Source organism: Halorhabdus rudnickae, assembly GCF_900880625.1.
Classification (GTDB): Archaea; Halobacteriota; Halobacteria; order Halobacteriales; family Haloarculaceae; genus Halorhabdus; species Halorhabdus rudnickae.
Genome location: NZ_CAAHFB010000001.1, coordinates 2,237,780 through 2,249,849, shown reverse-complemented (window position 1 = coordinate 2,249,849; position 12,070 = coordinate 2,237,780). Strand labels below are relative to the sequence as shown.

The window sequence follows — 12,070 nt, the reverse complement described above, 5'->3', positions numbered from 1 at the left end:
CATGGTCGATCCGGTACTGGTCGCAATCGTCGTCGTCCTGCTGGCGTTCGTCTTCTTCGTCTACCTGTTTCTCCGGCGGATCGCGACCGGGTTTAGCGAGGGGATGCGCGAGGGCAAGCGCGGCGGGTAGGCCCGCCGGCGTGACGAAACTGGTTTGGCCGGCGGTCGAGAAGGAAACGGCGTCATGGATCCACGTATCCGCGAGCACGCACAGCTGATCGCCGACGCGATCGATCTCAGCGCCGGTGACAACTTTCTCATCAAGAGCGAACCAGCGGCCGAGGACCTCGTCGTCGCGCTCTACGAGGTCGCCGGCGACCGCGGTGCCCACCCCGTCGCGATCCGCACCAACCGTAGCGGGCGCGCCATCCGGAACTACCTCCAGGCCGCCGACGCCGCCGACGTGGACTTCGAGACGCCACCCCACGAGGAGGCACTGGTCGAGGCCGCGGACTGTCACGCCGTGATCCGCGCCCACGCGAACGTCACCGAGTTGGAAGACGTTCCCCCCGCGGTCAATTCCGACTACGAGAAGGCACACCAGCCGATTCTCAACGAGCGGTTGACCGACCGCTGGACGCTTACCCAGCACCCGACGCCTGCCGACGCCCAGCTCGCCGAGATGAGCACCGAAGCCTACGAGAATTTCGTCTACGACGCGATCCTCAAAGACTGGGACGAGCAGCGGGCGTTCCAGTCACAGATGGTCGATATCCTGGAAGACGCGAGTGAGGTCCGCATCGTCAGCGGCGACACCACCGACGTCACCATGTCGGTCGCCGGTAACCACGTCATCAACGACACGGACAGCCACAACCTCCCCGGTGGCGAGGTATTCACCGCGCCGATCCCCGACAGCGTCGAGGGCGAGGTGCTCTTCGACAAGCCCGTCTACCGCCGGGGTCGGGAGATTACTGACGCCCAACTGGTCTTCGAGGACGGTGCGGTCGTCGAACACAGCGCCTCGAAGAACGAGGATCTCCTTTCGAGCATCCTCGACACCGACGAGGGCGCGCGTCGCCTTGGCGAGCTTGGAATCGGGATGAACCGCGACATCGACCAGTTCACGTACAACATGCTCTTCGACGAGAAGATGGGCGACACCGTCCACATGGCGGTCGGGCGCGCCTACGAGGACAACGTCGGCGAGGGCAACGAGCAAAACGAGTCGGCCCAGCACGTCGACATGATCGTCGACATGAGCGAGGACAGCTTCATCGAAGTCGATGGCAAGATTGTCCAGCGAAACGGGACGTTCCGCTTCGAAGACGGCTTCGACGACTGACCCCGAACGCGAACGGAGTGAGCGTCCGGTCTTGTACGGGTGTTTCCGGGTGGAATACCCTCCAATACCCCCCCTGAATAGGCGAGTGGCGACAGACGGAACAGACGAGTGGCGAGAGCGAGTGGCCCATCGACGATGCCGACGTTCTCACGCAGAGTATCGTCACCGAACACCAGATCGATCGTCCCGTCGCCGTTCGGCGTGGGCATGAACGGATTCATTCGCGGGTCCGGATCAGTGCGTGCGGCGACCGCCTGCAACGCCTGTGCGTAGCCGAATTCCGATCCGTCGACAGTATACGTTACTGGCGTGAGGTTGAGGGTCTTGAACGGCGCGACGTCGTATCCCTCGTCGTCGAGTAACCGGCACAGCAGGCTCGTGACGAAACTCTTGCCGACACCAGTGCCAAAGCCAGTGGAGCTGACGAATATCGTTTCGCCTGTCATGATTGGTGTCTCCTGGGCGTTACCTCCTCGCACAGGGGTAGACGCCCGCGCCGTGAACCGTTAACCCGGACATTTCCTGCACATCAAAAATCGGCCGGATGGACGACTGTCTGGGACAGTAACTGCTGTTGGCCGCGGCGCAACAACTCCGAAAGTGCCGAGGTCGTCGTGTCCAGTTCGTCTGCGAGATCAGCCAGTGTCGCCTCACGGGGCACCGCGAAGTACCCCGCCTCGAAGGCGGCCACAAGCGCGTCGTGCTGACTCGGTGTCAACCCGTACGCGTCCGTAGTGTCGGCTCGCGCCTCGAACAATCGCGTCAGGTGAAACTCGATGCCTGACTCGATGCAAGCCTCTCGAAACGCCGCCAGGTCATCGCGACTCGCGAAGTGCGTCCGGGCGCGCCACCCGCGCTCGGTCACCGTCGCCCCTTCCGGATATGTCCGCAACGAGACTAACCGCTCGTAGACATCCGGAACCGGTCGGTCGACGGTCACTCTGGCGCGCGTCTCCTCGAACGTCGATTCGAGGCTGACGACGTTGATCACCCCCGATCCGTTCCCCAGCGCCGCCTCGAGACGGTCAGGCGCGAAATCGTGCTTCGAGACCACAATATGGGGCCGTGCCGGACTCTCGGTGATCACACGCTCCACGTTGACGTCTGTCTCGAGTGTCGATACGACATCCGTCAGCGGGAGAGCATCGCTGACCAGCGTGAACTCACAGACCAGACTCATAGTCACACTTCGGCTGGGACTGGGTTAACATCACGACCTCAGCCGCGTACTACGCGACCGACGGATGACGACGAATGTACACTCTCGCTCATCAGAGAAGAGATCCGGCCTAACGGAGTGCTGGTGGGACGACGAGTTCGAGACGTAAGTAGCGATTGCGGGGCTGTGGTGAGATACGGCGAGCGCCGCGAACCGTTTCGCTGCGAGTGCGCTCGCAGGCGTTTTTGCCCACGTTTTGCAAAGAGGGCGCGCTTACGTGCTCCCGACGAAGGAAAAAGGTGGACCGGTACGGTGGGATTCTCACTCGATGCCAGACCTCACTTCGCTCGGCCTGCCGTAGTTCGAATCCTGATGCCGTTACTGCTCACTATCGTTCGCAGATAACGGGCACGGTGGGATTCGAACCCACGACCGTCGGATTAGAAGTCCGACGCTCTATCCGAACTGAGCTACGTGCCCCGTCAGGAGACAAACGAGGGGGAGCAAAAAGCGCCCGGATTCGGAACGCGATCAGGTGCTGACTCGCGGTTCGCCCCCACCGATCCTCGATTCCGCGATCGCGAACGCGAGCGTGCTGAACAGGCCCAGCAACGTTCCCGCGGTCAACATCATGGCCAAGTACGAGAGGTCCACACGCCCGAGCACGTACAGGCTCACGGCGTGGACGACACCGGCGATCGCGAGGATGTAAAACGGGGCATTGAGGTATCGCCAGCGGAACGCCCCGGCGAGGTACTCGTCAGTGACCTGTCCGAGGCTAGAAGTGATCCCCGCAGCAGCGAGCCAGTGGATCGAGCCCGCAATCACCGCGGCGACCGTCTCGCCGGCGCCGAGCATTCCCGGCCCCTCGCGGACGGCAGTCAACATCTCAAAACCGCTGGCAGCACCGATCACCAGCAGTGTCAGCGCGACCACGTAGGTGACGATCGTGACTCGTCCAGCGTACAGGCCCGTGCGGGCGCGCTCGACAGCCGCATCGAGCCACTCGCCGAGCCCCAACCCCCGCGAGAGGAGATAGAGCCCGAGCAGGCCCGAGGCGACACCGAGAGCGTCGCCGGGCATACCCATGACGTCCGCGAGCACGGCCAACGGGTAAATGAGCAACAGAATGCCCAGCGGGACAAGGATGGTCCCACGCGTCTCGGGGTCGTTCAGCACCTGCTTGATGGTGTAGTACATCGACTCCAGATCCTCCGCCTGGCGGACGACCACGCGCCGGACGCCGTCGATGTCGATCCGCGAGCGAATGACCGGAACGACGCTCTCGTCTTGGGCACCGTCGGTGACCACGATCGCACGGATGTCCTCGCCAGTGGTCAGGCCAGCCAGGACAGTGTCGATCTCCTCGCCGACGGCCCGGTTGGCGACGACGTCGCTACCCTCAGTCCCCGTGACCGCGGCGACCTCAACCGACTCGGAACTCTCCTCACGGAGTTCGTCGTGAAGGTGTATCCCCTCGAAGAGGACGTTCGCGTCGCTGTCCTCAGGATCGGCAGTCGCTAGCGCGACAGCGGCCCCCTCGACGGCATCGCGTCCGACGACCGGCGTCTCGACACCCGTCTTGCGACCGATGTCATCGTCGAGGTCCACACAGAGGACCAACAGCATCGAGCGGGGATACGCCACGGGCGTTTAACACTTTTCCGGGCCAGCGACTCACCCCGACGCAAGGATCTCGTCCATCGTCTCGACCTCCCGGTCGAGGGCGTCGTCACCGATCCGATCTACTTCCTGCTGGAAGTATTCCCGGAAACTCCTGAGCCGAGACTCGTAGGGATCAGAGACCGACAGCGGCTGGGACTGCTGTTCCCACTCGCCGAGCGGGAGTTCGCCGGGCGGCACGTCGATGGCGTCGTCGGCCGTGACATCGATCCGTTCGGGATCGCGCTCGTGGACCATCCAGTTCTTCAGGAGATCAGCGTACCTGGCCAACAGTACGGCCTTTCGGATCCCGGTGTTGTCGAAGTGCTCGGGAGAGCTATCGGGGAAGTCGACTGTGGTCGTCGTCTCGTCGGTCGAACCAGAGCGGTCCTCCCAGGACGCCCGAAGGGTCAACTCCGCGCCCTCGGCGTCCCCCGCGAGCTTGACGAGGACCACCCCGCCGCGGGTTTCACCGTCCGCCGTCGGGGAGGGGAACAGCGTGTTGACTTCGAGGAGTTCGTCAGTCGCCTCCTCGGCGGCCGTCGAACCATACACTGTCTCGATCGTGGCCCCGGATGCGTCGAGTTCGACCGAGAGGTCATACACCAAGGGCGTCACCATGTATTCGAACTCGTCGCCGAGATAGGACTCGAAGTCCTCGGCGGAGTGGACCGACCGATAATTGGCCCCTCGAACGGCCGTGATCTCATCGACGAGTTCGGGATTGAAGTCGACGCCGACGCCGACAAAGCTCGTATGGATCCCATCGTCTGCGTAGCCGGAAAGGCGGTCCTGCAGTACTCGGTCGTCAGTCTGGCCCGTATTTGGCATCGCGTCGGTGACGACGATCTGTCTGGTCTCGACCGCGGTCGGATCGGCGTCGCTGTACTCGCCGAGCATGTCGGCAGCCTCGCTCATGCCGTCGGCGATGTTCGTCCCTCCGCCGGCCTGGATGTCCTCGCGGACGTGCCCGCGAATCGCGTCCATGTCCGTCGTCTGGACCTCTCGAAGGGGTTTGGCGACACTCGCCTCGTGGTTGAACAGGACGATCCCCAGCCGATCGTCCGGTTCGAGGTGCTCGGTCAACGCGACGAGGGCGTCCTTGGCGACGGCCATCTTCGAGCGGCTGTCGTCTTCCTCGACGGTGTGTTTGTTGCCGAATCGGTCGTAATAGTACTGATCGAACTCCGAACCCATAGATCCGGATATGTCCAGGACGATCACGACGTTGAGCTGTTTTCGCTCGAAGGATTCTGTATCGAGTGTCGAATTCAGCCCGACAGTAAAATAGCGATCCGTCGAGTCCCCGAGCGGATCCTCCGTGATCGCCGTCGCATAAGAGGGACAGAACAGCGACGAGCACTCGCCCGACCCACCGGTGTCGAAGTAGTAGTTGTAGAACAGGCCTTCGTAGGGGAGGCTCTCGGGGACTGGAAGGTACCCCTCCTCGACGTTGCGCCGGAAGTCGGCGACGTTCTTAGCTCCGCCAGTTGCGAAACCGAGGTCGGCGCTTTCGGCTGCGCTCCCGGCGGTCGACTGGAGGGCGGTACCGCCGCTTGCGTTCAGACCATCGGTCCGCTGGGCGGGATCGTACTGCCAGTCGTCGATGCGTTCCGGATCGTCCTCGTCTTCCGTCAGTGGGCCGTCTCCTTCGACGAGACCGGTACAGCCCGCCAACGCCGCGCTGGCACCGATCGCACCCAGACGGAGGAACTGTCGTCTGTCGTGATCCATGTGCGTCCGTACCCCGCCACATACCATAAGTGAGTTGAAGAGTCAAGTGAGCGTTTGAGGTATGCAGCCACTCGCGCGCGAACGGTTCCCAATCGGCCGGTGTTGTCGAAGTCGCACGGCTTATACGGTTCAGACGGGTCTAGGGTGATACGCGAATGATCTCGGAAGGCTGCGAACAGTGCGCCAAGGGCGGCAAGATGGTCATCTTCGTCTATGGCTACTGCGACCAGCGCGATTGTTTCTACTGTCCGCTCGGCGAGAACCGCAAGAACGTCACTGACGTCTACGCAAACGAACGCAAAGTCGAGGAGGACCAAGACCTCATCGAGGAAGCCAAACGCATGGATGCGCTGGGGTCGTCGCTGACTGGGGGCGAACCCCAGGAAGTCATGGACCGCACCACGCGGTACATCTCGCTGCTCAAAGACGAGTTCGGCGAGGACCACCACATCCACCTCTATACGGGAATCACTGGGGGACGGGAGAACATGCGTCGCCTCGCGGAAGCCGGCCTCGACGAAATTCGCTTCCACCCGCCGCTGGACATGTGGGGCGACCTCCACGGCACCGAGTGGGAGGACATCCTCTACATCGCTCGCGAGGAAGGCATTACCCCGGCCTTCGAGATCCCTGGCATCCGCCCGGAGGACGAGTTCGTCACCTTCGTCGAAGAGGGAGCCGCCGAATTCGTCAACGTCAACGAGTTTGAGATGAGCGATGGCAACTACCGCCGGATGCAACAGCAGGGTTTCGATCTGAAAGAAAACCACATGAGCGCCGTCGAGGGGAGTCACGATGTCCTCGATACGATGGCGGCCCACCCGAAGGTCTACTTCTGTACCTCGGTATTCAAAGACGCCGCCCAGCACCGCAATCGGCTCAAGCGCATGGCCAAAAACGTCCGCCGGTCCTTCGACGAGACCACCGAGGACGGCACCCTGGTCTACGGCAAGACCTGGGTCGAACCCGAACGGCTCGACGAACTCGGCGTTCCAGCGGAGTACTACGCCGAAAAGTCCGAGCACGTCGAACTCGCCTGGTGGCTCTTAGAGGAGATGATCGAGGAAGGCGACCTCGAAGAGGGCGAAGTCGTCGAGCAGTATCCGACTGTGGATGGGACAGTAGTCGAGCGGACGCCACTTCCTGAAGTATCCGCCGAGCAAGGCGAAATTGCTCAGCAATCTCGATGAGGCAAGCGGTATAACCGCGAGCCAGTGAGGGTGTTGACTGCGAGTAACCGAAGGGAACGAGCAGGTCGTTTTTCGCCACCGGGAGAGCAAGCTCTCCCGAGCCCACACTCACTTCGTTCGTGTGAACCACGTTTTTCCGAGTCGAGCGGGACCGGCGGTCCCGCTGACCATGCGGATAGCGTGAGAGCAAAGCTCCCACGGACAGTGCGAGCGGTCTGTGGGCGTCGCGGTCCCGAGGACAGAAACGATGGAAGAGGGGACGAACGGCGGAACCACGAGCTGGGCGAGATTCTCGTGCAGAGACAAGCCACGAGTGGCAAGCGATGGAGTCCCAAGTAGCGAGGAGCGAGCGCCAGAACCCGGTACGACTCGATGGCGTTGCCGAACACGAATGAAAGCAGTTATTCGACCGGACGCCAATCAGGATGCACAATGACTCACACGAACCCGGAGAGTGAGAACCGATGCGCGTCGTAGTCAAGTTCGGCGGGACGAGTCTAGGTAGCGGCGAGCGGATCGAGCGAGCCGCGGACTCGATCGCGAAAGTGGCCGAACAAGGCCACGAGGTAGCGGTCGTCGCCAGTGCGATGGGGTCGACGACCGACGACCTGCTCGAGGACATCGAGTTCGAGGCCGACGAGGCCGACCGGGCAGAGATCGTCAGCATGGGCGAGCGCACCTCGGTCCGGATGCTCAAGGGCGCGCTGACCGCCCGCGGGATCGAGTCGGAATTCTTCGAACCCGGCGGCGAGGAGTGGCCGGTGATCACCGACGCCTACGGCGAGGTCGACGTTGAGGAGACGAAAAAACGGGCTCACGCCCTGGCAGGCCGGATGAAAGACGTCGTGCCCGTCATCAGCGGCTTCATCGCCGCGGATCACAGCGGCGATACGACCACGCTGGGCCGTGGTGGCAGCGACACGACTGCCGTCATGCTCGGCAGGTACATGGACGCCGACGAGGTCATCATCGTCACCGACGTCGAGGGAGTGATGACCGGCGATCCCCGGGTGGTCGAGGGGGCCCGCAACGTCGGTGAGATCTCCGTCGACGAACTCCGAAACCTCTCTTTCCGTGGTGCGGAAGTCGTCGCGCCGTCGGCGCTGTCCTACAAGGACGGGAACATGGACGTCCGGGTCGTCCACTACCAGCACGATACCCTCCTGACTGGTGGAACGTCTATCGAGGGCGAGTTCGAGAAACTGATCGACCTCCAGGAGAACACCCTCTGCTGTGTCACCGTCGCCGGCCGAGCGATCCGAAACCAAGCGGGTATCCTCGCAGATCTCTCGACAGCACTGGCAGAGGTGGACATCAACGTCGAGGCGGTCTCGAGCGGGATGGACTCGATCACGTTCTATCTCGATTCCGAGGTCGCCGAGGACGCGGAAGCAGTCCTCCACGAACAGGTCGTCGACGACGAGACACTCTCGAGTATTACCGTCAAACACGATATCGCGGTGATCCGGGTGACCGGCGGTAGCCTGCCGAACCAGCCAGGTGCGGTAAAGCAGGTAATCAATCCGATCTCCGACGCCCACATCAACCTCTTCGACGTCATCACCAGCGCGACCTCGATCTCCGTGTTTGTGCCCCGAGAGGACCGCGAACAGGCACTCAGTCTAGTTCAAGACGCTTTGTAAACTACCTCAGCCTACTCGCTCACTACACTCGCTCCTTGAGGTCGGAGGCTCCACCTTGTATATCGCTAAAAGCCCTGATCGAGTTGGTGGTGGCACCGTTTCGAGGCGTCCGTTGCTCGATACCGCCGCTCAGCGACCGGTCCCGAGTCGAGTGCCGATCCGTCGCGGAAGTCCGGCCTCGGCGACGGCGTCGATGACCGCCCCCACATCGTACCCGACGCGACGCTGTTCGACGGTCATCGCGTCGAGATCGAGGATGGCGTAAGCCGCTCCCGGATCGCTGTCCCGGGGCTGGCCGACGCTACCGGGATTGCAGACGATCCCGTCGTCGTATCGTTCGTGATGCTGGACGTGCGTGTGTCCCAGGATCAGAACGTCTTCCTCGCCGAGCATGTCGGGCCCGAACTCCCCGGGATAGGTGTAGTGATCGGGATTGTCGGGGTGACCGTGGACGACCTTCACCCGACCATCGAAGAGCTGTCGTTCCGTGGGGAGGTCGCCGAGCCACTCGCGTTGGGCGGCCGACAGCCGCTCGCGCGCGAACTCGACGCCCGCGGCCGCCATATCGTTGAATCCCGGATACGAGCCGGTGGCGACGGCCCGGTCGTGGTTGCCCTGGACAGTCGGCACGTCCCGCTCGCGGATCCACTCCAGGCACTCACCCGGCCACGGGCCATAGCCCACGATGTCGCCGGGCGAGACGATTCGGTCGACCTCGGGCATGTCGGCCGCAACGGCCTCGAGGGCGACCTTGTTCGAATGGACGTCGGAGATGACGGCGATTTTCACAGTCTCCTATCTAGACTCAACGTAGTTAGAAGTAGTCGTCTCCGTTTGACCATGATGGTCTCGGACACGGCGGTCTACCAGTCGGCCGGACCGTCGACTGTGGATGTCACGCTGTCGGCCGGATCGTCGCTGTGGACGTCACTCAGGCGTGCAGATTGCCGACTGCGGACGTCACTCGTTGACGATCGCCGTCTCGAAGTCCCCCGTCGATCCCGAAACGCCGGCCGCACACACCGCGTGTTCGAACTCGTGGTCGTAAACCTCGCGGGCTACTCCAGTGGCGTCCTCGCTATCGAGATCGAAGGAGACCGGGTCGTCGCGCTCGTAGGTCGCCACCAGCGTCGGCTCCTCGACGGCTTCCACGAGAAGCGCGTCACGACGGACGGTCCCGATGGCTGCGCCGGCTTCACCTGCCGTGGGGTCGTCCTCTGGGACGCCGACGATCCCCGCGATCCGGGGCGTGTCGTAGTCGTCCTTCTCAAAGTCAAGCGCCTGCAGGGGAGCCGCGAGGGCGTCCCGAGCCGGCGTCCCCAGCGCGAGTTTCTCCGCGATGGGATCGACGTGAGAGCCGTTCCCGATCACTGCGCCGCGGTCAGTCAACCGGACCGCGTTGTAGGAAATGTAGGGATTGTCCGTCTCCGGGGCCTCGGCCGTCGGCGCGACGGTGATCGTTCCGTCGCGATCGACAGCCTTCCGGTTGGGAAACGAGCGGGAGGAGACGCGATACGCGCCAACCTCCGGAGCGACGACGACGAAACGTCCGACGTACATGCTCGCTGCTCGGACCGAGACCGGAAAGTAGGTGTCGGTTTGTGACATCGACGCCCAAAGCCGGTGCGTTCATCCGGCCCGGGACCCTCCATGGGGTCGATGATGACAGGCCTGGACAGCGAAATAGTCGGAGCCGAGGCTGCCGCCCAGCGGCGCGACGAGGTGGTCGATGCGGTCACCGAACACGCCGGACGGATCGCCCGCGAACTCGCCCGGCTACAGGGTGGCGACTACGGGCAGGCGGACTTCGAGACCGACGCCGGGACCTGGACGCTGAAGTACGAGGCCGGCGACGTCCAGTATCTCCGCTTCGACGGCCGCGGTGCGGACACATACGTCGTCTCGACCCAGCAGCCACCCGAACCGGACGCCCTCGCCACGGCGATGGCCGACTACGACGCCTTCGTCGCGGCGTTCAACGAGCACGTCCGCTCGCTCGCAGGCGTGCTCGACGATGTCAGCAGTGACTTTCCCGCGGTCGAATCGGTCGACGATCTCGTGGCGGAACGCGAACGTATCCTGGGGAAGATGCGGGAAGCGACCGACGCCATGGCCCGCCAGCTCCAGCGCTACGAGGGCGGGGACTACGGGACGTTTGCGGCTCGGGTAACCGACGGCGGTGGCGCCGCTGGATCGAGACGTGGTAATTCTACTTCCTCCCACGGTTCCCGGTGGGAACTCAAATGGGAGGACGGCCGGACGAGCTACCTTCGGGTCGGCGGCGAGGGTGGAATCTATATCCTCTCGCAGTACCAACCACCATCCGTGCGGGATCTACGCGCTCACGCCTCTGACTTCCCGGGATTCGTCAGAGCGTTCAACGAGGAGATTGCCGCCGAATCCGAACATCTCGAAGATATCTCGCTATAACTCGTTCGCACTGAAACCGATCGTCTTCAGGTCGCTTTCGGCATAGACGAGTCGACGACCGGCGACGTCGATGGTCAACCGGAGGTCGAGGCTCTCGTTCGAGCCGTCGCCAGCGTCGACAGTTGTATTCCGTTTCATACCGACAAATGGTAGGAGATGCCACCAGATACCGCCTCTGTCGAACTACTCCGACATTTATAAATCGTGGAGGGATGGTCTTTTCGCGACGTCAGCGGTCAATCGGTTTCCGTCGGGTCGGTAGACGCGTCGGCGACGAGACTGCCGACGACGTGGCCGAGCGCCCGCCGGAGTCGGACCGACATCGTCGATTCAGAGACGTTGAAGTACTCGGCGAGTTCAGCGAGAGAGGTTGCCCGAGGCACCTCGAAGTAGCCGGCCTCGTGTGCAGCGGCCAGGACCTCGAACGCATCGTCTTCGACGGGGAGTGCCATCTCCCCGACCGGTTCGCTTGCCTCGAAGACCCGGGCAAGTCGACAGTCGATCTCGTGATCGGCACAGAACTCGAGGAACGCCCGGATCGAGGCACGATCAGTCGTCCGGATACGGACACGCCAGCCGTCGGCCGTCGATCGCAGATCGAGCAGTTCGTCGCCGAAGCTGGCGACGTGCTCGGTCATCACCGGGACGTCCGGGGCGATCGTCAGTCGGTAGGTCCGCCGGTCGCCATAGGCGGCGAACACTTCGCTGTGGGCGACAGTCGGGTCCGCGGCGAGGGCGTCCTCGAAGGCCTCGAAGTCTGCGGCCAGAACGGTCACGTGAAACCAGGTCGAACCCTCGTGAGAGACCGGTAATCGCTCGGCGTAGACAGTAACGTCGAAATCGCTCGCGAGCGTCGGGCCGAGCACGACACGCGAGGAGGAAACGTCCAGTTCTGCGATGATGGTCTGGCGGTCCACGCGACAGTTAAGATAGGGGAGAACATCCGTATTTCGACCCGGTCCTTTGA

The 12,070-nt window shown here is 63.0% G+C and carries 12 protein-coding genes, 1 tRNA gene and 1 pseudogene; 5 read left to right on the top strand and 9 right to left on the bottom strand.

Annotated features, from left to right (window positions below):
* Position 1 precedes the first annotated feature (1 nt).
* The gene (locus BN2694_RS17940) at positions 2–130 is read left to right on the top strand and encodes a DUF7859 family protein (protein ID WP_280176676.1); all 129 of its coding nucleotides are present in this window, start codon (positions 2–4) and stop codon (positions 128–130) included.
* A gap of 54 nt (positions 131–184) precedes the next feature.
* The gene (locus BN2694_RS11225) at positions 185–1,285 is read left to right on the top strand and encodes an aminopeptidase (protein WP_135665275.1); all 1,101 of its coding nucleotides are present in this window, start codon (positions 185–187) and stop codon (positions 1,283–1,285) included.
* 227 nt (positions 1,286–1,512) lie between these two features.
* On the opposite strand, the pseudogene BN2694_RS17760 reads toward BN2694_RS11225, so the two are convergent.
* The 5 genes and pseudogenes from BN2694_RS17760 to BN2694_RS11200 all read right to left on the bottom strand — a co-directional run.
* Positions 1,513–1,731: pseudogene (locus tag BN2694_RS17760) on the bottom strand (nucleotide-binding protein); the annotation flags it as partial.
* Positions 1,732–1,814: 83 nt separating this feature from the next.
* Complete coding sequence (locus BN2694_RS11215; protein ID WP_135665273.1) at positions 1,815–2,465, bottom strand: helix-turn-helix domain-containing protein; 651 nt, start codon at positions 2,463–2,465, stop codon at positions 1,815–1,817.
* A 384-nt stretch (positions 2,466–2,849) separates the two neighbouring features.
* A tRNA-Arg gene (locus BN2694_RS11210) sits at positions 2,850–2,924 on the bottom strand.
* Positions 2,925–2,975: 51 nt separating this feature from the next.
* Positions 2,976–4,073 (bottom strand): DUF373 family protein, encoded by a 1,098-nt coding sequence (locus BN2694_RS11205; RefSeq protein WP_135665271.1) that lies wholly within the window; start codon positions 4,071–4,073, stop codon positions 2,976–2,978.
* Between the two features lie 48 nt (positions 4,074–4,121).
* Complete coding sequence (locus BN2694_RS11200; protein WP_135665269.1) at positions 4,122–5,840, bottom strand: vWA domain-containing protein; 1,719 nt, start codon at positions 5,838–5,840, stop codon at positions 4,122–4,124.
* Positions 5,841–5,995: 155 nt separating this feature from the next.
* Between BN2694_RS11200 and BN2694_RS11195 the strand changes: the two genes are divergently transcribed.
* Complete coding sequence (locus tag BN2694_RS11195; protein ID WP_135665267.1) at positions 5,996–7,030, top strand: radical SAM protein; 1,035 nt, start codon at positions 5,996–5,998, stop codon at positions 7,028–7,030.
* Positions 7,031–7,494: 464 nt separating this feature from the next.
* Positions 7,495–8,673, top strand: a complete 1,179-nt coding sequence (locus BN2694_RS11190) for an aspartate kinase (RefSeq protein ID WP_135665265.1) — start codon at positions 7,495–7,497, stop codon at positions 8,671–8,673.
* A gap of 129 nt (positions 8,674–8,802) precedes the next feature.
* Here BN2694_RS11190 and BN2694_RS11185 read toward each other — a convergent pair whose 3' ends face one another.
* Positions 8,803–9,462, bottom strand: a complete 660-nt coding sequence (locus BN2694_RS11185; protein WP_135665263.1) for a metallophosphoesterase family protein — start codon at positions 9,460–9,462, stop codon at positions 8,803–8,805.
* A gap of 171 nt (positions 9,463–9,633) precedes the next feature.
* A complete protein-coding gene (locus BN2694_RS11180) occupies positions 9,634–10,233 on the bottom strand; it encodes an IMP cyclohydrolase (RefSeq protein WP_135665261.1) in 600 nt (199 codons plus the stop codon).
* Positions 10,234–10,332: 99 nt separating this feature from the next.
* Here BN2694_RS11180 and BN2694_RS11175 point away from each other — a divergent pair, with 99 nt between their 5' ends.
* The gene (locus BN2694_RS11175) at positions 10,333–11,103 is read left to right on the top strand and encodes a hypothetical protein (protein ID WP_135665259.1); all 771 of its coding nucleotides are present in this window, start codon (positions 10,333–10,335) and stop codon (positions 11,101–11,103) included.
* Here BN2694_RS11175 and BN2694_RS17170 read toward each other — a convergent pair.
* Together BN2694_RS17170 and BN2694_RS11170 are read right to left on the bottom strand one after the other, a co-directional pair.
* On the bottom strand, positions 11,098–11,241 hold the full coding sequence (locus tag BN2694_RS17170; protein ID WP_167880018.1) for a hypothetical protein: 144 nt from the start codon (positions 11,239–11,241) through the stop codon (positions 11,098–11,100). The genes BN2694_RS11175 and BN2694_RS17170 overlap by 6 nt on opposite strands.
* A gap of 98 nt (positions 11,242–11,339) precedes the next feature.
* A complete protein-coding gene (locus tag BN2694_RS11170) occupies positions 11,340–12,020 on the bottom strand; it encodes a helix-turn-helix domain-containing protein (RefSeq protein ID WP_135665257.1) in 681 nt (226 codons plus the stop codon).
* Positions 12,021–12,070 lie beyond the last annotated feature (50 nt).

Excerpts from the sequence above, each read along its gene's own strand:
- BN2694_RS11200 (WP_135665269.1), bottom strand. The coding sequence starts at position 5,840 with ATGGATCACGACAGACGACAGTTCCTCCGTCTGGGTGCGATCGGTGCC.
- BN2694_RS11215 (WP_135665273.1), bottom strand. The coding sequence starts at position 2,465 with ATGAGTCTGGTCTGTGAGTTCACGCTGGTCAGCGATGCTCTCCCGCTG.
- BN2694_RS17170 (WP_167880018.1), bottom strand. The coding sequence starts at position 11,241 with ATGAAACGGAATACAACTGTCGACGCTGGCGACGGCTCGAACGAGAGC.
- BN2694_RS11190 (WP_135665265.1), top strand. The coding sequence starts at position 7,495 with ATGCGCGTCGTAGTCAAGTTCGGCGGGACGAGTCTAGGTAGCGGCGAG.
- BN2694_RS11180 (WP_135665261.1), bottom strand. The coding sequence starts at position 10,233 with ATGTACGTCGGACGTTTCGTCGTCGTCGCTCCGGAGGTTGGCGCGTAT.
- BN2694_RS11205 (WP_135665271.1), bottom strand. The coding sequence starts at position 4,073 with ATGCTGTTGGTCCTCTGTGTGGACCTCGACGATGACATCGGTCGCAAG.
- BN2694_RS11195 (WP_135665267.1), top strand. The coding sequence starts at position 5,996 with ATGATCTCGGAAGGCTGCGAACAGTGCGCCAAGGGCGGCAAGATGGTC.
- BN2694_RS11225 (WP_135665275.1), top strand. The coding sequence starts at position 185 with ATGGATCCACGTATCCGCGAGCACGCACAGCTGATCGCCGACGCGATC.
- BN2694_RS11175 (WP_135665259.1), top strand. The coding sequence starts at position 10,333 with ATGATGACAGGCCTGGACAGCGAAATAGTCGGAGCCGAGGCTGCCGCC.
- BN2694_RS17940 (WP_280176676.1), top strand. The coding sequence starts at position 2 with ATGGTCGATCCGGTACTGGTCGCAATCGTCGTCGTCCTGCTGGCGTTC.